At 70.0% G+C, this 17,521-nt stretch carries 19 protein-coding genes; 10 read left to right on the forward strand and 9 right to left on the reverse strand.

Annotated features, from left to right (window positions below; genetic code table 11):
• Positions 1 to 143 precede the first annotated feature (143 nt).
• The 3 genes from ENC19_RS15985 to ENC19_RS15995 are packed head-to-tail and all read left to right on the forward strand — an operon-like array spanning position 144 to position 2,969.
• A complete protein-coding gene (locus ENC19_RS15985; protein WP_164447981.1) occupies positions 144 to 1,604 on the forward strand; it encodes an NAD-dependent succinate-semialdehyde dehydrogenase in 1,461 nt (486 codons plus the stop codon).
• Positions 1,601 to 1,750 carry a hypothetical protein gene (locus ENC19_RS15990; RefSeq protein WP_164447982.1) on the forward strand — a complete coding sequence of 50 codons (150 nt, stop codon included), beginning with the start codon at positions 1,601 to 1,603 and terminating at the stop codon, positions 1,748 to 1,750. Before ENC19_RS15985 ends, ENC19_RS15990 begins: the two co-directional genes overlap by 4 nt.
• A complete protein-coding gene (locus tag ENC19_RS15995; RefSeq protein ID WP_164447983.1) occupies positions 1,743 to 2,969 on the forward strand; it encodes an iron-containing alcohol dehydrogenase in 1,227 nt (408 codons plus the stop codon). Before ENC19_RS15990 ends, ENC19_RS15995 begins: the two co-directional genes overlap by 8 nt.
• 24 nt (positions 2,970 to 2,993) lie before the next feature.
• Here ENC19_RS15995 and ENC19_RS16000 read toward each other — a convergent pair whose 3' ends face one another.
• Positions 2,994 to 4,184, reverse strand: a complete 1,191-nt coding sequence (locus ENC19_RS16000; protein WP_164447984.1) for a hypothetical protein — start codon at positions 4,182 to 4,184, stop codon at positions 2,994 to 2,996.
• Between the two features lie 211 nt (positions 4,185 to 4,395).
• Between ENC19_RS16000 and ENC19_RS16005 the strand changes: the two genes are divergently transcribed.
• The gene (locus ENC19_RS16005) at positions 4,396 to 5,250 is read left to right on the forward strand and encodes a DUF6745 domain-containing protein (RefSeq protein WP_164447985.1); all 855 of its coding nucleotides are present in this window, start codon (positions 4,396 to 4,398) and stop codon (positions 5,248 to 5,250) included.
• A 219-nt stretch (positions 5,251 to 5,469) separates the two neighbouring features.
• On the opposite strand, the gene ENC19_RS16010 is transcribed toward ENC19_RS16005, so the two are convergent.
• The gene (locus ENC19_RS16010; protein ID WP_164447986.1) at positions 5,470 to 6,351 is read right to left on the reverse strand and encodes a sigma-70 family RNA polymerase sigma factor; all 882 of its coding nucleotides are present in this window, start codon (positions 6,349 to 6,351) and stop codon (positions 5,470 to 5,472) included.
• A 69-nt stretch (positions 6,352 to 6,420) separates the two neighbouring features.
• On the opposite strand from ENC19_RS16010, the gene ENC19_RS16015 reads away from it, so the two are divergent.
• On the forward strand, positions 6,421 to 7,188 hold the full coding sequence (locus ENC19_RS16015; protein ID WP_164447987.1) for an SDR family oxidoreductase: 768 nt from the start codon (positions 6,421 to 6,423) through the stop codon (positions 7,186 to 7,188).
• Between the two features lie 70 nt (positions 7,189 to 7,258).
• On the opposite strand, the gene ENC19_RS16020 is transcribed toward ENC19_RS16015, so the two are convergent.
• From ENC19_RS16020 to ENC19_RS16030, 3 genes are all read right to left on the reverse strand, one after another.
• Positions 7,259 to 8,479: a CorA family divalent cation transporter gene (locus ENC19_RS16020; protein WP_164447988.1), complete on the reverse strand. Its 1,221-nt coding sequence runs from the start codon at positions 8,477 to 8,479 to the stop codon at positions 7,259 to 7,261.
• Entirely contained in the window at positions 8,476 to 9,327 is an 852-nt protein-coding gene (locus ENC19_RS16025) for a glycosyltransferase family 2 protein (protein ID WP_164447989.1), read from the reverse strand. The genes ENC19_RS16020 and ENC19_RS16025 overlap by 4 nt, the downstream gene beginning before the upstream one ends.
• Positions 9,328 to 9,497: 170 nt before the next feature.
• A complete protein-coding gene (locus ENC19_RS16030) occupies positions 9,498 to 11,120 on the reverse strand; it encodes an FAD-dependent oxidoreductase (RefSeq protein ID WP_164447990.1) in 1,623 nt (540 codons plus the stop codon).
• Between the two features lie 75 nt (positions 11,121 to 11,195).
• Here ENC19_RS16030 and ENC19_RS16035 point away from each other — a divergent pair, with 75 nt between their 5' ends.
• Entirely contained in the window at positions 11,196 to 11,753 is a 558-nt protein-coding gene (locus tag ENC19_RS16035) for a helix-turn-helix domain-containing protein (protein WP_164447991.1), read from the forward strand.
• A 29-nt stretch (positions 11,754 to 11,782) separates the two neighbouring features.
• Here ENC19_RS16035 and ENC19_RS16040 read toward each other — a convergent pair whose 3' ends face one another.
• Both ENC19_RS16040 and ENC19_RS16045 read right to left on the reverse strand, forming a co-directional pair.
• Positions 11,783 to 11,977 carry a helix-hairpin-helix domain-containing protein gene (locus ENC19_RS16040; protein WP_164447992.1) on the reverse strand — a complete coding sequence of 65 codons (195 nt, stop codon included), beginning with the start codon at positions 11,975 to 11,977 and terminating at the stop codon, positions 11,783 to 11,785.
• Between the two features lie 180 nt (positions 11,978 to 12,157).
• On the reverse strand, positions 12,158 to 12,784 hold the full coding sequence (locus tag ENC19_RS16045) for a histidine phosphatase family protein (RefSeq protein ID WP_164447993.1): 627 nt from the start codon (positions 12,782 to 12,784) through the stop codon (positions 12,158 to 12,160).
• Positions 12,785 to 12,944: 160 nt separating this feature from the next.
• Between ENC19_RS16045 and ENC19_RS16050 the strand changes: the two genes are divergently transcribed.
• Complete coding sequence (locus tag ENC19_RS16050; protein ID WP_164447994.1) at positions 12,945 to 13,892, forward strand: hypothetical protein; 948 nt, start codon at positions 12,945 to 12,947, stop codon at positions 13,890 to 13,892.
• A 52-nt stretch (positions 13,893 to 13,944) separates the two neighbouring features.
• Here the strand turns inward: ENC19_RS16050 and ENC19_RS16055 are convergent, their stop codons facing one another.
• Positions 13,945 to 14,232 carry a DUF2277 domain-containing protein gene (locus ENC19_RS16055; RefSeq protein WP_164447995.1) on the reverse strand — a complete coding sequence of 96 codons (288 nt, stop codon included), beginning with the start codon at positions 14,230 to 14,232 and terminating at the stop codon, positions 13,945 to 13,947.
• A 263-nt stretch (positions 14,233 to 14,495) separates the two neighbouring features.
• On the opposite strand from ENC19_RS16055, the gene ENC19_RS16060 reads away from it, so the two are divergent.
• On the forward strand, positions 14,496 to 14,927 hold the full coding sequence (locus ENC19_RS16060) for a RidA family protein (RefSeq protein ID WP_164447996.1): 432 nt from the start codon (positions 14,496 to 14,498) through the stop codon (positions 14,925 to 14,927).
• A gap of 155 nt (positions 14,928 to 15,082) precedes the next feature.
• A complete protein-coding gene (locus tag ENC19_RS16065; RefSeq protein WP_164447997.1) occupies positions 15,083 to 15,490 on the forward strand; it encodes a hypothetical protein in 408 nt (135 codons plus the stop codon).
• A gap of 80 nt (positions 15,491 to 15,570) precedes the next feature.
• Here the strand turns inward: ENC19_RS16065 and ENC19_RS16070 are convergent, their stop codons facing one another.
• Positions 15,571 to 16,617 carry an alpha/beta fold hydrolase gene (locus ENC19_RS16070; protein WP_208020919.1) on the reverse strand — a complete coding sequence of 349 codons (1,047 nt, stop codon included), beginning with the start codon at positions 16,615 to 16,617 and terminating at the stop codon, positions 15,571 to 15,573.
• Here ENC19_RS16070 and ENC19_RS16075 point away from each other — a divergent pair.
• Positions 16,573 to 17,520 carry a helix-turn-helix transcriptional regulator gene (locus tag ENC19_RS16075; protein WP_164447998.1) on the forward strand — a complete coding sequence of 316 codons (948 nt, stop codon included), beginning with the start codon at positions 16,573 to 16,575 and terminating at the stop codon, positions 17,518 to 17,520. The genes ENC19_RS16070 and ENC19_RS16075 overlap by 45 nt on opposite strands.
• The last annotated feature ends 1 nt before the right edge of the window (position 17,521 follow it).

Consider the following 17,521-nt stretch of genomic DNA (forward strand, 5'->3'; position numbering starts at 1 on the left):
CGACCGGCAGACCAGACCACCGCCACATCCGACCCGCTCGGCGACCTCGCCCCCGGCGCGGGCGGGTGACCCGTCCGGCTACCCGCACCGCGCGGTCGTCGAGGCAGCCGGACATCACCAGGAAGATCAGAGGAGGCGGCGCAATGAGTGACCCGATGGACGTCCTGGCTCCCGAACATCGACGGCTCCGGATCGGCGACGTCTGGCGAGACGCCGCGAGTGGAGCCACCTTCGCCGTCGAGGACCCCGCCACCGGCACGACCATCGCCGAGGTGGCGGATGCCGACGTCGTGGACGGGCTCGCGGCTCTGGACGCGGCGAGCGCGGCGATGGGGCGGTGGGCGGCGACTCCGCCGCGGAGACGGTCGGAGTTGTTGACGGCGACGCACCGGGCCCTGACCGAGCGGACCGAGGAGATAGCCCGGTTGATAACGCTCGAGATGGGCAAGCCGCTCGCCGAGGCTCGGGCGGAGGTGGCGTACGGCGCCGAGTTCTTCCGCTGGTTCGCCGAGGAGGCGGTACGCGTCGAAGGGCGCTACAGCACCGCTCCCGCGGGCGGGTACCGCGTCCTCACCGTGCCGAAGCCGGTCGGCCCGTGCGTCTTCGTGACACCCTGGAACTTCCCACTGGCCATGGGCGCCCGCAAGATCGCCCCCGCGTTGGCCGCCGGCTGCACGACAATCACCAAACCAGCAGGTCAGACGCCACTCACCATGCTGCTCCTGACCCGCATCATGGAGGAGGTGGGCGTTCCCCCGGGCGTCGTCAACGTGGTGACCACCAGTCGTTCCGGCGCCGTGGTCTCCGCACTGCTGGCCGACAGCCGCACCCGAAAGCTGTCGTTCACCGGGTCGACCGAGGTCGGGCGAGTGCTGCTCCGACAGGCTGCGGACAACGTGCTGCGCACCTCCATGGAGCTGGGCGGCAACGCGGCCCTGATCGTGTGTGCCGACGCGGACCTGGATGTCGCGGTGGACGGTGCCATGGTGGCCAAGATGCGCAACATCGGAGAGTCCTGCATCGCGGCCAACCGGATCTACGTCGAGGAACCGGTGCGCGAGGAGTTCACGGCACGTTTCGCCGAGCGGATGGGTTCGCTCTCGGTGGGTCACGGTCTCGACGACGGCGTGGACGTCGGTGCACTGATCGACGAGGCGTCGGTCGCCACCATCGACGGGCTGGTCGCCGACGCGGTCGATCGCGGCGCCCGGGTCGTGGTGGGTGGCAAGCGTCCGGACGGGCCGGGTCACTTCTACCCGCCCACCGTCCTGGTCGACGTGCCCGAGGACGCGCGGATGCTCAGCACGGAAATCTTCGGCCCGGTCGCGCCGATCATCTCGTTCACCTCCGACGACGAGGTGCTGGCGAAGGCCAACGACACCGAGCACGGCCTGGTCGGGTACGTCTTCACCCGCGACCTGGCGCGGGCGCTCCGGTTCACCGAAGGGCTGGAGACGGGGATGATCGGCATCAACCGTGGTCTGATATCGGACCCGTCGGCTCCGTTCGGCGGCGTGAAGCAGTCCGGGATCGGCAAGGAGGGGTCGCACGAGGGCATCCTCGAGTACCTCGACGTCACCTACGCGGCGATCGACCTACCGTGACCGGCCTGCCGCCGTGGACGTACGCCGGGCATCCCCACGCCCTGCGCACGTCCGCCCTCGCCGACGCCGTCCCGGTCTCGCAGGTGACCTGGACGTCCGCACAGCACATCACCGCCGACGTTCCGGAGAGGCACCGACATGCTTGAGACCGTCCGCGGACCACGCCAGCTGATAGTGGGCGAAGGGGTCGCACAGAACATCCCACGGGTGGTGGCCGAGACCGGCTCGCGCGTCCTCGTCGTGACCGACCGGGTTCTGCTGGGGCAGCCGGGCGTGGCCGAGATCGTCGCCGCCGTGCGGGAGAAGGTCGAGATCGTCGAGGTGTTCTCCGACGCGACTCCGGACGTGCCACTGGCCGATGTCGCCCTGGCCGTCTCGGTCGCCGCCGAGGTGGACGCCGACGTGATCCTCGCCGTCGGCGGTGGCACGGTGATCGACCTCGCCAAGGTCGTCGGCGTCATTCGACGCCACGGTGGGACCCCGCGCGACTTCTACGGCGAGTCGAAGGTGCCGGGGCGGACGATTCCGCTCGTCGCGGTCCCGACGACGTCAGGCACCGGCTCCGAACTCACCCCGGTCTCGGTGCTGACCGACCCGGACCGCGAGCTGAAGGTGGGTATCTCCAGCGTCCACATCGTGCCCGACTTCGCCATCGTCGACCCCGAACTCACGTACACCTGCCCGCCGACCGTAACCGCCCACTCCGGCATCGACGCGCTCTGTCACGCCGTGGAGAGCTACACCGCGCGACCCCGGCCGCACGGACCGCGCGACCCGGTGGAGCAGGTGTTCCTCGGCCGCAACCCGATCACCGACCACTACGCCCTCCTGGCGGCGGAGCGGATCGCCCGTAGCCTGCCTCGGGCTGTCCGCGACGGCGGCGACACGGACGCGCGCGCCGACATGTCCTACGGGTCCATGCTCGCCGGGCTCGCCTTCTCCCACGCCGGCAACGCGGCCCCGCACGCCCTTCAGTACCCCATCGGCGCGGCCACGCACACGCCGCACGGCCTGGGCGTCGGGCTGCTGCTGCCCTACGCGCTGGACGCGGCCAGGGACGCCATCGCCGACCGATTGGCCATCCTCGCCGGAGTGTGCGGGCTTGACGTGGCCGACGCCTCGGACGTCGAGGCCGCGGATGCGTTCCTCACCTGGCTCGACGGGCTCCTCGCCGACATCGGCATCCCACCCACCTTGGCGGACATCGGCGTGGCCCGCGCCGACCTCCCCCGCTTCGCGGAGATGGCCAGTGGCGTCACCCGCCTGATCCAGAACCACCCGGGCCCGACCGACACCGCCAGCCTGACCGCGATCCTCGAAGCGGCCTGGACCGGGGATCGGACCCGACACGTCCTGAAACAGTGACTCACCCCGGATGCCGGACTGCGGTCAACCCGTCGACCAGGCGACAGTGAGGTTGTTCCGCTTGCCAGCCCAGAAGAAGACGTACGTGGTCTGGTCGGCGGTCGAAGGGCTGTCGATCACCACGCTGTCGCCGGTGTCCCGTCCTCCGGCGGACTGGACGCTGGTCCCACGGATCGGCGTCCAGGTCTGCCCGGTGCCGCCCTGCCAGATCGGGCCGACCGCGTCGAGTTGGGCCACGTGAACTCGGGGTACCGCCGGTCCGACCCGATTCTCCCGGACGGCGACCACCCCGACCGGGTCCACCCACTGGGTGCCGGTCACCACCCCCTGCGGCGTCCATCCGCCGGTGTCGCCGTACAGGTCGAAGGCGAACACCTGGGCACCGTAGGCGGTGTAGGCGGCGACGTGGCTGGTGCGGGTCCTGGGGTCCGGGAGGTCGACCACCCCGAGACCGTGCGGCCAGGCCACCGTCGGCACCGGCCGGCCGTGGTTGGTCCACCGCCAGGCGCTACCGTCCCAGCCGTGCCGCCACAGGTCGCCACGGACGTCCAGCAGGAACGCCTGCGGATGCTCCGGTCCGCCCGGCGAAGGCTGGCGCACCGTCACACCGACGCGTGCGTAGTACGGGTTGACCACCGCACCGGGCGGCGTGCCCCGGTCGTCCCAGTGCCAGTCGCGGCCGGTCCACCAGGTGAGCCACAGTTTCCCGTCCGCACCGGTGACGAAGACGTACGGCCGGCCGGCGAGGCCCTGACCGTCGTGGACGGCGACCGCTCCGACGGCGGCCACGATGTCACCGCCGGGTGGGGTGCCCAGGTCGGTCCACACCCAGTCGACGCCGACCAGCGAACACACCCACAGGTGCCCGTCGGTGCCCCGGACGAAGACGTACGGCCGCTCCGCCTGCCCGTTCAGTGGCTGCCCGACGACCACGCCGATGGGCAACTCGGCGGCGACCCGACCCGACGGCGGGCCCGTCTTCGCCCACTGCCACCGCCCGTCGTACCGGTAGGTCATGAATATCTCGCCGGCGAGGATGCTGAACAGGTACGGCACCCGGGTATCTGCCTGGTCGGTCTGGACGGCGACGGCCCCGACGGCGACCCCGGCAGGGGCGCCCGGGACCGGGTTGCCGAGTTCCAGGATCTGCCAGTCAGTCTGGGCCGCCCGGGCCGGCGCCACCGCGCCGGACAGCGCCAGAGCCGTCAGCAGCACGCCGGTGACACACCCTGCCATCCACCGCGATTCCGAACGCCGAGCCATGACCATCCGACTCCCACCCGCCCCGCGTCAGTCCACTTCGGAACAGCTTGCGTCGACGGTCTCACACGTCTCCCCGGTCAGCCAGACCGGTTGCGCATAGCGACCCGATCGGCCATCATCTAGCGATGATCTCCAACCGGAAGGGCGGACACGCCCTGGCGCGTTGACCGCGCCCACGCGGCACGACGAGGCCGCGACCCTCTCCCCGACCTCCCGCGAACTGTGGCGGCAGGCCGAAGTGATCCGGCAGGAGTGGCTGGGGTACGCCCTCTCCACCGAACCCGCCGACCGACCCACCACGCAACAGTGCCTCACGGCGATCTACGCCCGGGCCGGTCGCCGCGAGCCCCGGTTCGCCTGGGTGGACTCCCCCGCCGCGGCCGTGCCGCTGATCCAGCGGCTGCCCACTCTCGACCAACTCCTCCAGTGGGTCCGCGACCCCGTCCCGGCCGGCCCACCGACTCCGGCCAGCGACGTCGCGACCGTGGCGTCCCGGCTGAGGGCAGCGCTCAGCGACGGCGTCCGGCACACCGACCCTGAACTGTCGCCCGTCCGCCGGGGCAGAGCGCGCGAACCCTGGCCGGACCTGCCGCCGCAGGATGCCCTCGACCGGCAGGTACCACTCGGCGTCGTGCTGCACCGAGGCGTCCGCAACGCCCTGCACCGCAGCCTGGTACCCGGCTTCACGCAACCGGTCCGCGCGGGGCTGCCCGGTGGCGACCGACAGACCCCGGTCTGCTGGTACGGCCAGCAGGACGCATTCTGGGTCGGCTACTACGACACGCTGCACCGGCTCGGGCTGGCCGCGTACCCCGCCGAGGTGAGCGACCAGCTGCGGACCTGGACCGAGCTGGCGCGATCCGGCGGCTGGTGGTGGCCCGGCTCGACCGTCTGCGTCGTGGTGGAGCGGCCGGCAGTGATCCACACCGAACCGGTGCCCGGCTCGTGGTACGACGAGGTCCGGCTCCGGCCGGACGGTGTCGAGTACCGCGACGGCTGGCGACCACCGCCGTGCTGACCGACGGCTGAACACCGCCACGAGGACGGGGCAGGCTTGGCGGGCGGCCGTTGCGGCAGCCAACGACGCCGCAACGCGGGAGGGCCGGGAACACGAGCCGGTCGTCGCCCGCCAAGCCGCTCACGTCCGCCATTGCCGGCATGGCCGGCACACGTCGGCCATCCGCGTGCAGACCGCCAGCCGTCCGGTCCGGGCGCGCTTCGCTGCGGCAGCGTCGAGTCATCCGGCCAGGGCGATGGTGAACGTGCGGAGACGATCGCGGTCGGCGGTGATCTGAACGGTGGTGATGGCCGGGCCCAGGAAGCCGAACTGGATCACCAGCGACAGTTGGCCGAGTGGGGCCATGACCAGAGCCGGGCTTCCATCGACCAGGGCCAGGGCGGTGTGGCGTGCCCGGGGCGTCGCCGCCACGGCGCTCTTCGCCACGGCCAGGGCGCCGTGGAGAGTCAGGGGCTTCCCGGTCCCGGTGACCGTCGCGTCCGCGCGGAGTTCGATCTCGGGGTCCAGCAGGGTCAGCAGCGCCGCGAAGTCCCCCACCCGCGTCGCCGCGAGGTACGCCTCGACCGCCGCACGTCGACGGTCCCGATCCGCCGTCCGCACCTGCCTGCCGCGCACCTTGACACGAGCTCGGCTGGCGAGCTGTCTGACGGCGGTGACGCTGCGCTGCATCGTGTGCGCGATATCGCTGAAGGCCACATCGAACATGTCGTGCAGGACAAACGCGATCCGCTCCGCGGGGGTGAGACGGTCGAGCACCACCAGCATCGCCAGACCGACCGATTCGGCCCACTCGACCTCTTCCTGCGGGATCCGGTTCTCGTCGACCGCTGTCAACCAGTCGGCGGTGTGACCGTCCAGCGGCTGCTCACGCCGGGCCTGCCGGGCCCGCAGCAGGTTGAGGCATACGCGGCTGAGCACGGTCGTCAGCCAGGCCGCCACGTTCTTCACCTCGGACATGTCGGTGCGGTCGTAGCGCAGCCACACTTCCTGGACCGCGTCGTCCGCCTCGGCACTGGAGCCGAGCATCCGACAGGCCTGCGCCCGTAGCCGGGGCCGCTCCGCCTCGAACCGGTCGAGCAGCGTGGCGCCCTGGACCGTCATGTCACGTCTGCTGGCCGGTTCGGGTCGTAGCCGTGTCACATTCCAAACCTACAAGAGGGAGATCGACAGATGTCCTCCACAACTCTGGTCACCGGCGGTACCGGTCTGCTGGGTTCGCAGGTCGTACCGCTGCTTCGGGATGCCGGGCAGACGGTCCGAACCCTCAGCCGTCACCACCGGCAGCCGGTCGAGGGCGTGCAGCACGCGGCCGTCGATCTGTTGGCCACGCACGATGTCGACCACGCTCTCGACCGGGTACGCATCGTGCTCCACCTCGCCGGAGGACCCAAGGGTGACGACGTCAGCACCGGTAACCTGGTCCGGGCCGCCCGGCGGGCGGGCACCGTGGAACACCTGATACTCATCTCGGTCATCGGCGCGGACGCCGTCCCGATCGGCTACTTCGCCCGCAAGGCGCAGGCGGAGCGGATCGTGGCCACCTCCGGCATCTCGCACACGATCCTGCGCGCCGCGCAGTTTCACGACCTGGCGCTGCGAACAGTCCGAGCCATGGCAAGGTTGCCGGTCCTGCTCGCGCCCACCGGAGTCCGCTGGCAGCCGGTCGCCTCCGCCGAAGTGGCATCGCGGCTCGCTGAGTTGACTCTGGGGAACCCAACTGGCCGGGTGACCGACCTGGCCGGACCACACACGTACACCCTGGAGGAACTCCAACGTAGCTATCTGGCCACCGTCGGCAAGCGCCGAATCCGCCTTCCGATCCATGTCCCCGGCAAGCTGGGAAGGGCCTACCGATCCGGCGCCAACCTCGCGGCGGAAGCATCGGCCGGCATCGAAACCTGGGAACAGTTCCTCGCCGCCCGGACCACCCCGAGGTGAATGCTCGCGTCGGAGCAGGTGGCGGCCCGTTGCGGGCCGCCACCTGGCCCGGCGACCCGTACCGCGCCGCTCAGCTCCGGGGACGGCGGGATCGGGCCCGCACCACCAGGATCAGGCAGACGCTGATCAGTCCGGCGAGGACCGAACCGAGCAGCATGAACCAGAGACCCTCCCGCGCGTCGGCGCCCGGCAGGCCCTTCACGTTCGCCCCGTAGAACGCGGCGATCAGGCCGGGTGCCACGAAAACGGCCGCCAGGATTCCCACGATGGCCTGGAAGGCGCCGTCCCGGTCGGCCCGCTCCTGGGCCAACCGGAACTGCTGGCCCGAGGTGGCGTTGGCGACGAGGTCGAACGACTGCCGGACCGCCCGGCGCTGCGCCTGCGACTGGGACAGGAACCGCTCACACTTCTCCCTGACCAGGTCGCGGACGTCGGCGGGAATGCCAGGCTGGATCTCGATCCGGCGGACCAGGGTACGCATGGCGTCCCGGTTGAGCGCGGTGCCGTGACCGAGCAGGGCGAGATGGCGCTGCAGGCGGTGGAAGTCCGGCCCGACGAACAGGCCGCCGTCGCCGGCCGCCTGCGCCAGGAAGTAGTTTTCCCAGGTCTCCAACTCCAGGTCGACCATGTCGACGGACCACTCGATGTGCCGCACCACCGCGCGCAGGATGCGGGCCATCCGCTCCGCGCCGCCGCCGTCCGACGGCCGACCCTCGAACCGCCGGTCGGGCAGCCCCCACGTCCGGTACTTCGAGCCCTCGCCACCGGTCCGTCCGGTCCAGACGACCACGCACCAGCGCGGCGCCCAGATGATCCGGGCGTGCCGGTGATGGGCCACCGGATCGGCAGCGGCGTCGTCCTGCCGCCAGTTCACCGACGGCACCAGCACGTCGAACCAGGCGGCGCCCTCGCCGGCCAGGGCCGGCGGGACGGGCGGGACCCACTCGGCATGCCAGGGCATCGGGTCGTCGCACAACTCGTCGGCGAGCGCGGCCAGTTCGTCCACCGCCCCGGCCGGAAGCAGGTCGGCGAGGAGCAGCCGCAACCCGGCGCTGGCCCCGGCCCCGGACTCGCCGACCTCCAGGTCCCAGCCGTCCGCGCCGGCGGCGACCATCGCGGCCAGGTCGACGCCGTCACTGATCCAGCCGGCCCCGAGCGCCTCATGCTGGAAGGTGTCCGCGTCGGGGATCGTACGGTTGCGTCGTTCGATCTCGGCTCGGGCGCCGGTGACCAGCCTCAGATCCTGGTCGTTTCGGCTGACCCGCAGTTCGCAGCTGGCCGGTGCGCTCATCCGGCGGTGACCTGACCGGCGATCTCGGCCTGCCATTCCGGCGTCGTGAACGTGCTGATCTCCTCGGGCGAGGGCAAGGGCGTCTCCAGCTTCCGCAACTCGTCGGGATCGTCGCCGCGCAGCGTCCGCAGCGCGACCAGCCGGGCATGAGTCCACCGCCGGTAGCTCTCCCGGTTGGCCTCGAACCGGGCGGTCCGCACGGTCTGGTCCCGGTGCTGCCGGTAGAGATGGACCGGGTGCGGCACGTACCACCCCGGCGCGAACGTCGAGATGGCCAGCAGGACGTCCTGGTCCTCCATCTGGGTACCAGCCGGCCACCCACCGGCGGCGAGCAACCAGGTGCGGTCGAACATCACCGCGCCCGGATGGAAGAACAGGTTCTTGTGGTGCCGCCAGATCTCCTCCAGGCGCCCGGGTGGCACCGGACCCGGCTGGTACGGCCGGCGGGTGAAGCGGGTCAGCCGCTTGCCGTCCGGGAAGACGTCGACGCTCTCACCGAAGACGAACCTCACCTCCGGGCGGGTCCGCAACGGCTCGGAGAGCAGCGCGAGCGTGTCCGGGAAGAACTCGTCGTCGGCGTCGAGCGGCGCCACCCAGCGCCCGGTCGAGCGCAGCAGGGCCCGGTTCCGCGCCGCGCTGACGCCGAGTCGGTCCCCGTTGGCGGCAACCCGGATCCGGCCGTCGCCGGCCGCCGCCGGGAAGTCCACCTCGACCGGCCGCTCGAGGGTGCCGTCGATCTGGATCAGCCACTCCCAGTCCGGGCCGCCGTCCTGCCGGAGCAGGGACTCGTGGGCCTGGGCGAGCAGGTCAACGTGAGCCGGCAGAACAGGCGTGATGACGCTGATCATTCCTTGATCCTAGGTGCGGTGTCCACGAACGGTCCGGCCCACGTGAGCGCCGCTGATCTTGTGCGAGGTAGATTGACGCGGCTGGTCACGGCGCGTCAACCGGATCTGCGCCGTCGCATTCGTCGTGCTCGGACTACGACTGGCCGCCGGCTGACCCCTGCGGCGTGGCCTCACCGCTCCTTGCGATGGTCGAGCCGGACGGCGCGCAGCACGACGTCGTTGACGTGGTGGGTGCTGATCGCTCCCGGCGGACGCGGCCGGCTCTCGTTCACGGCGACGCGCCAGTCGCCCGAGGCCGTGAGCGCGGCGGCGATCTCGTCGATGCCGACGTACGCCTGCGGGTCGTACATGCGGGTCTGCTCGCCGGGGTCCGACGGCTGCTCGAGCCAGGTCAGGTCGTGACCGACGACGAGCAGCGTCCCGCCGACGGCCACGGCGTCGAGCAGGTTGCGCAGGCCGCGCTGCTCGGGCGTGCGCTGGAACGAACCGTACTGTAGCGAGACGAGGTCGTAGGTCTCGTCTGCGTACGCGGCGGGGTCGTTGGCGTCGCGGTGCAGCGTGCGCACGTCGAGCCCGCGACGTTCCGCTTCGGCCCGGATGCGGTCCAGTGCCCTGCCGGAGACGTCGGAGGCGGTCACCTGCCAGCCTCGTTCGGCCAGCCAGAGCGCGTCGGCTCCCTCACCCGCGCCGACGTCGAGCGCCCGCCCCGGGGGCAGGTCCGTGGCCTCCGCCACGAGGGTGCCGTTCGGGTTGGCGCTCCACACGCGTTCCTGATCCCCGTAGCGACCGTCCCACTCGATCTCGACGCCGGAGGGGCGGAGGCCCGCCGTGGTGTCCTCGGCAGCGAGGCTGAAGGCGATCTGGGCGCCGATCCAACTTCCGTTCGCGGCGGCCGGCAGGACCTGGGCGCTCGGGTCCGTCAGGTTCCCGGCGGCGAACACGCCCGGCACGCTGGTACGTCCGGTGGAGTCGACCGCGACGAGATCACCGAGTCCGCTGGGGTGAGCCGTGATGTCGATGCCCAGCCCGGCGAGCATCTCGACCCGGGGACGGAACCGGGCCCCGGTGAGGATCGCGTCGGCTGGCAGGCTGCGGCCGTCGGCGAGTTCGACGACGAGTGACCCGTCCGGGTCGGCGTCGGCCACCCGGCGCACCGCACTCTCGACCACGGCTACCCCGGAGGCGACGAGGGTCTGCACCGCGGCCGGGTCGATCCCCGTCGCGTCATGCAGCACCACGGTCAACCGGTCGGTCAGGTGCCGCATCAGCTGGGTCGGGTGCAGTCCCATCGGCGTCGTGACGATCTGCACGACCCGCAGGTCGCGGACCTCCCAGCCATGGCAGAACGGACAGTTGAACACCTGAGCGCCCCAACGCTCGGCGAGACCCTCGATGTCGGGAAGCTCGTCAACGATGCCGGTCGCGGCCAGTACCCGGCGGGCGACGAGACCGTGCCCGCCCGAGAGGGCGAGGTGGAATCCGTCCTCCTCTTGCCGCACCGCCAGGACACGACCGGTGAGGACGTTGCCACCATAGCTACGGACCTCTTCGCGCCCGATGGCCCGCATCTCCTCGGGCGGGGTGCCCTCGCGTCCGAGGTAGCCGTGCATGTGCGCGGCCGGCGCGTTCCGCGGGGTGCCGTCGTCGACGACGATGACCGAGCGTCGCTGACGGGCGAGTTGCAGGGCGGCCGCCAGACCGGCCGCCGAGCCGCCGATGACGGCAACGTCGCACCGGCGGACGACGCGCTGGTGGGGTGGGTGGTCGGAGGCTTCGTGAGCGTGGTTCGTCATGCGTCAAGCGTAGGAACACCTGGCGCAGACTGAAAGACGGTTTGCGGAATTCGCAAGGCGTGGCATGCTGGGGGTATGACCGACCGCAGTGACGTGGAGCATCTGGCGCGCACCCGGCTGCGAAGCATCCGCACCACGCTCGGCTACTCCCTCGACGAACTCGCCGAACGCACCAACCTCAGCCCGTCGACGATCAGCCGGGTCGAAACGGGCAAGCGCACACTCAGCCTCGACGTGCTGGTGCCGCTGGCCAACGCGCTACAGATCAGCCTCGACGTCCTGTTCGAGGCGACCAGCGACGAGGACGTGGTGATCCGTCCCGTGCAGCACCGTTCGGGTTCGCGCACCACCTGGCCGCTGAGCCGCGTCGACGGACGCACCATGGCGATGAAGGTCCGGTTAGAGCCCGAGGCGACGATGCCGGCCCAGCGGGTCCATCCCGGGTACGACTGGTTCCTGGTCCTCGACGGCAGGGTGCTGCTGTGGCTCGGCGAGCGGCGGATCGAGGTCGGAAAGGGCGAAGCGGCCGAGTTCTCGACGATGACGCCCCACTCGATGACAGCGCTCGACGAGCCGGCCGAGCTGATCATGATCTTCGACCGCGAGGGCCAGCGCGCACATCTGCACCAGTGAGCGCGAACCGGGCAGGGGGGTGCCTCGCGTCAGCTAAGCCCCAGATTGTGCTGTTCGAGGGCGGCCTCGATGATGTCCAGTGCCTTCGGCCCCACGCCGTGCAACCTGGCGAGCTCCGCACGGGGCGCACCGGCGAGCTGGCGTAGGGCCGTGTAGCCGGCGGCGTTCAGCGCCCGCGTCGCGGGTGCGCCGATCTTCGGCAGGGCGTCAAGGGACGATTCCACCGCTCGATGCTAGACCGCCGATCCCACTCGGGATCGACCCGTCGCGGCAATCCGGACACGGTTCTGCGGCAGCCGTGCGCCCCGAACCGGAACCCCGCATCGACGACCATGGCGAAGGTGCCGGTCGGAACGCCAACCTGGCCGGCGTCGCCCAGGCCGGAATGCGGTCGATTCCGGGCCTCACGCCAGGTGCTGGGTGTCGTTGAGTTGGACGATCCAGCGGTTATGAAAGTAATCGTCCTCGCGCAGGTGGGTGATGCCGCCAGCAGAGAAGCGGATGCCCACCAGACCCGCCGCGCCGATGGGCATGCCGATCCAGGCCGCGAGCAGGAACGTGGCCGTTCCCCCGTGGGTCACCACAACCTGATGCTCCACCTTCGACCGTAGGATCCCCTCCAGCGCGGCGTAGGCCCGTACGGCCAGCTCCCATTTCGTCTCCGCGCCGGATATGCCCTCGTCATGACGCATCCGCTCACCGGTGGCGGGCGGCGGCACGAACCGTCCGTCCAGCCACGCCTGCGGGCGTCCTCCGGCTTCACCGTACAATTTCTCACGGAGGTCGGCGTCCAGCACCACGCTCGATCCGAGCCGTTCACCGATCGTCTCCGCTGTCCGCCGGGCACGTAGCAAGTCGGACGAGAACACCTCGACGCCGGCAGCAGACCACAACCGGTCGGCGAGCACCTGCGCGATCAGGTCAGCGTGCGCGCGGCCCCGGGCAGTCAGGTCAGAGTCGAACCACCCACCGACCAGTCCATCGACGTGGTGTGTCGCCTCTGGGTGCGTCACGACGTACAGGTCCCTCACTCGGCCTCCTGCTCCGCATCAGGGGATTTCTGCCCCATCCCGACGTCCGGCGCTATCCAGAATCCCACCCCTCCGGTAGCCGCCGACCGGTCCCCCGCGACCGCGCCGGCCGGATGAACCGCCAACTGTGCCCTTGCACCGCTGTCGTCAGATGGGTGGTGTGGCTGACGACATCGAACAACGGCTGGCTTCGGCCGCCGAAGCGCTCCGTGAGTACGAGATGACCACCCGGCGTAGTGCGGAACTGCGCCGGCGCACGGAGGAGATGACCGCGCAGCTCGCCGCGTTGCGCGCACGGCACGCCCGCGAGCGGGAGGACGTCGAGCGGTTGGAGGGTCTGTCCCTGACCCGGGTGCTGGTCTCGTTGCGCGGTGCCCGTGGCGACACGCTGGCGCGTGAACGTGCGGAGGCCGAGGCCGCGCGCTATCGGGTGGCCGAGGCCGAGGGCCGGCTTGAGGCGATACGGCGGGAGCACAGCGCGGCGGAGGCGCGGCTGCGTCGGCTCGCCGGGGCGCCGAACACCTATGCCGCCGTACTCGACGACAAGGAGCGATACCTGGCCGACTCCGGGGATCCGCGCCGTGCGCCACTGTTGGAGCTGGCTGCCGAGCGGGGCCGGCTCACTAGTGAGACGCATGAGGTGACCGAGGCCATGCAGGCCGCGCACACCGCTTCGCGCGCCCTGTCTCAGGTACGGGACAAGCTCGGTAATGCGTCCGGTTGGTCAACCTATGACACGTTTCTCGGCGGCGGTGCGATCAGCAGCGCGATCAAACACTCTCGGCTGGACGAGGCGGCACAGGCCGCAGCCTACGCCGATCGTTGCCTCGCCGTGCTGCGCACCGAACTCGCCGACGTCCCAGGGGTGACGCTGACGGCTCCGCAGCTGGCAGTCGACGGCCTGACCCGGTTCGTCGACGTCTGGTTCGACAACATCTTCACCGACCTCGCGGTACGAGATCGAATCAAGCAAGCCGAGCAGAACATCGCCCGGTCCATGCACCTGGTACGCGACGTGCAAGCCCGGCTGGAGCAACGGGCAGCCCAGGTACGCGCCAGACTCGCCACCATCGACACCGAACGCCGCGAACTCCTCACCCAACAGTAGGCGGCTCGGCGCACCCGACGGCTTCCTGACCGGCAGCTACCTTCGGTGTCGCTCAGCGCGAGGCGATCGCTTGAGACCCGTACCGTTCGGCCGCGCGCGCCTTGGCCTTGGCCGCCTCCACTTCGCGGTCACGGGGAGGCGCCTTCGTCACGAGGCTGTCCAGCAGTGTCCGGGTGGCTGCCGTGACGGCGCGGACCGCCTCACCGAACGCCTCCTCGTTGGCCGCTGAGGGCCGGGTCGTGCCGCTGACCTTGCGCACGTACTGGAGGGCGGCGGCTTCGATCTCATCGTCGGTCACCGGCGGTTCGAAGTTGTGAAGCACGCGTATGTTTCTGCACATGCCCCTACCATGCCACGCAGCTCCACCTGGCCAGCATGCCGAGCTGGCTTTCACCCGAGCCACCTGAGGTGAACCACGTGGATGAGGAAACCGCGTCGGCTCGACAGAGCGGGTAACCCCGAGACCTCTACGGCCAGGCACACCCGATCAGGTAAGTCTTGAGCTTCTAGTCGCGGTCGGCGATTCCCAGCGCCCTGGCCCACTATCGTCGGCCGTTGGCGGGTGGACGTCCGAAACCGCAGGTGCAGAGAGGCGAAAGTGACATGGCCGATGCCGTTCGTAGCGGGGACATCGACGGGCTCACCTTCATCAACCCGAAGGGCCTCTATGATCCACGGCCGAACGCCTATTCGCATCTCGCGGTGTTTCCGGCCGGCTGGCGGATGATCCTTCCGGCGGGCCAGGGCGGGGAGACCGAGGACGGCGTCCTGTCGGACGACTTCGAGACGCAGCTCAGGCAGGCGCTGACGAACACGCAGACGGTGCTCGCCGCCGCCGGCGCCGCGATGTCGGACGTGGCCAAGTTCAACCTTCTCATCGTCGATCACGACGAGGACAAGTTCGGGGTGGTGAAGCAGGAGTTCGCTCGGGTGTGGGGTGACCGTAAGCCGGCCTGGACCCTGATCCCGGTACCCGCGCTGGCGCTGCCCGGCATGCTGGTGGAGATCGACGTTATCGCTGTCGTGCCGCAGTGAGGTGGCGCTCCACCAGCCACGACGCGGAGGCGCTGATCAGAAACCTCGTCGCTCGGCCCGCCGACGGCCACTGCCGGCCGCGGTCTGGTGTCGGATCGGAAACGGCGTGGGTACGCGAGGGAACGTTTCCCATCGCTGTCCGCTAGCGTGTCGCCGTGACCGAGACAGCACGGCTGATCAGTAGGAGTTGCACGACTGGATGGGGCGATTGGATCCATGGTGAGCTGTGGTTGCTGCCACGTCATCTGGTGCGACGCCGGCTGACCCTTCGTGAGTCACGAGCCAACAAGAACGGCCGTACCGTCCCCGTCCCGCTGCCCGAGGTGCCGGCGTCGTCCTTGGCTCTGCGAGACATCACGTCCGCGCACCGGACCAACAAGGTGATCCCACTCGATGAGGTAGCTGAGGCCCGGCTTCACCGCGGGATCCTGACGGATCGGCTGGCGCTGAAGATGGGTGACGGCAGCCGCCACAAGTTGCTGTGGCTGAAGGTTGATCCGGCACACGAGATCCTCGACACCACACTGGGGCACCTTCTAGGTGCCCGCTTCACGCGAGATTGAGCCGAAGCGCGGGCCCCTGAACCGCCCCGGATCTTGTATAGACTCCACAGAACCCGGGGCGCTTCAGATCTCCTGCTGCGCTAGACGACACCCCGCTGGTCCAGCCACTTGAGGATAATTTGGTTTGTTTCTTCCGGCTTTTCCTGCTGGATCCAATGACCGCAGTCCAGACTGACCACGTCCACATTCGGCACGAATTGTGGCAGTCTTTCAGACCTCGCGACCGGGTCGCGGTCGCCGTAGATCATGAGGGTGGGCTGCCGGATGATGGGGTCCACGTCCGCCAGCAACCGCCAGTTGCGGTCCAGGTTGCGGTACCAGTTGATTCCGCCCGTGAACCCTGTTGACTCGAAGGCGGCGACGAAGACGGCCAGTTCGCTGTCGCTCATGATGGGTTCACCGAGTGGGGTTTCCATTCTGGCGAGGTTGATCAATGCGTTGCCCGGCTGCGGCCCCGCGGGGGGCACGTCCTTCCGGTACAGGTTCCGCAGGAACTGGAACGTGTTCTCCTCGAACACGGCGTCCGCGACGCCCGGCTGCCGGTTGAAGTGGACGAAATAGAAGTCGCTACCGAGCACATCCTCCATGACCTCGATCCAGGGTCTGTCGCCGCGCTCTAGGTACGGCAGGCTCAGGTTGATCACCTTGTCGACCCGATGCGGATGCAACAGGGTCAGGCCCCAGACGACGGCCGCGCCCCAGTCATGGCCGACGAAGGTGGCATCGTCGTATCCGTAGTAATCGAGCAGTGCGACGAGGTCGCCCGACAGGTGTGCGATGTCGTAGTCGGTCACCTCGGTCGGGCGGGACGAGCCGCCGTAACCCCGCTGGTTCGGAACGATGACGTGAAAGCCCGCAGCCGCGAGGGCGGGCATCTGATGGCGCCAGGAGAAGGCGTGCTCCGGCCAGCCGTGACACAGCACGACGGGGTTCCCCGCGTTCTGCCGACCGGCTTCGAACACCTCCAGTTCCACACCGTTGACCGAAACACGGGTGGGCTCGGGAAAGTCGGTTGTCATGCCGGCATCCTGCCCACCGAAACCGGTCACCTCCTGACCGGTTTTCCTGCCAGAGTTGTCCGAGTGCGCGCCGACCGCTTGATGGCCATCCTCCTGCTGCTGCAACATCGCGAGCAGGTGACCGCAGCGGAGGTCGCCCGGGAGTTGGAGATCTCCGAGCGCACCGCCCGCCGCGACCTCGACGCCCTGGGCATGGCCGGCGTCCCGGTGTACTCCATCCAGGGCCGAGGTGGCGGCTGGCGCCTCGTGGGCGGCGCCCGTACCGACCTGTCCGGGTTGACCGCGAGGGAGGCCCGCGCCCTGTTCCTGGTCGCCGGCCCGGCCTCGGCGGCGACGCCGGCCGTGAAAGCGGCGCTGCGCAAGCTCGTCCGGGCCCTACCGGAACCCTTCCGGGTACAGGCCGAGGCGGCAGCCTCGTCGCTCGTCCTGGACCCGCGACGATGGGGAGCGAGCCGGATCGAGCCCCGACCACCCCGCTTCCTCGACGCGCTCCAGGACGCGGTGATCCGCGGCGTCCAGGTCCGGCTCGGCTACGTCGACCGCGAAGGCACCGAAACCGAGCGCACCGTGCACCCGCTGGGCATCGTCGCCAAGGGCCCGTCGTGGTACCTCGTCGCCGACACCGAGGCCGGTCGGCGGACCTTCCGGATCGACCGCGTGTCGTCCGCCGACCCGACCTGTGACCCCGTGCGCCGGCCGGAGGACTTCGACCTCGCCGCAAGCTGGCGCGCGATCGCCGACGACGTCGACCGAAAACGAACACCTCTCGAAGCCCGGGCGGTGTGCGCGCCCGAGGCGATAGGCATACTCCGGATGGGATTCGGCGGTCGGCTCGAAGTCGGGGGCGCCACGACCGACGGCCGCATCGAGGTCGTGATCCGCGGCAACGACGAACACACACTCGCTGGCGAGCTTGCCGGGCTCGTCGAATGGATCGAAGTCACCAGCCCTCCGGCTGTGCGAGGCCACCTAGCCTCGATCGGCAACGCACTCGTCGAGCGATACAGCTGAG

This window comes from Verrucosispora sioxanthis, from assembly GCF_010560025.1.
GTDB classification, from domain to species: domain Bacteria; phylum Actinomycetota; class Actinomycetes; order Mycobacteriales; family Micromonosporaceae; genus Micromonospora; species Micromonospora palythoicola.

Bases quoted from the DNA above. Each gene is read 5' to 3' on its own strand.
- ENC19_RS15995 (WP_164447983.1), top strand. From the start codon at position 1,743: ATGCTTGAGACCGTCCGCGGACCACGCCAGCTGATAGTGGGCGAAGGG.
- ENC19_RS16030 (WP_164447990.1), bottom strand. From the start codon at position 11,120: ATGACGAACCACGCTCACGAAGCCTCCGACCACCCACCCCACCAGCGC.
- ENC19_RS16070 (WP_208020919.1), bottom strand. From the start codon at position 16,617: ATGTTGCAGCAGCAGGAGGATGGCCATCAAGCGGTCGGCGCGCACTCG.
- ENC19_RS16020 (WP_164447988.1), bottom strand. From the start codon at position 8,479: ATGAGCGCACCGGCCAGCTGCGAACTGCGGGTCAGCCGAAACGACCAG.
- ENC19_RS16060 (WP_164447996.1), top strand. From the start codon at position 14,496: ATGGCCGATGCCGTTCGTAGCGGGGACATCGACGGGCTCACCTTCATC.
- ENC19_RS16010 (WP_164447986.1), bottom strand. From the start codon at position 6,351: ATGACGGTCCAGGGCGCCACGCTGCTCGACCGGTTCGAGGCGGAGCGG.
- ENC19_RS16055 (WP_164447995.1), bottom strand. From the start codon at position 14,232: ATGTGCAGAAACATACGCGTGCTTCACAACTTCGAACCGCCGGTGACC.
- ENC19_RS15985 (WP_164447981.1), top strand. From the start codon at position 144: ATGAGTGACCCGATGGACGTCCTGGCTCCCGAACATCGACGGCTCCGG.
- ENC19_RS16035 (WP_164447991.1), top strand. From the start codon at position 11,196: ATGACCGACCGCAGTGACGTGGAGCATCTGGCGCGCACCCGGCTGCGA.
- ENC19_RS16015 (WP_164447987.1), top strand. From the start codon at position 6,421: ATGTCCTCCACAACTCTGGTCACCGGCGGTACCGGTCTGCTGGGTTCG.
- ENC19_RS16025 (WP_164447989.1), bottom strand. From the start codon at position 9,327: ATGATCAGCGTCATCACGCCTGTTCTGCCGGCTCACGTTGACCTGCTC.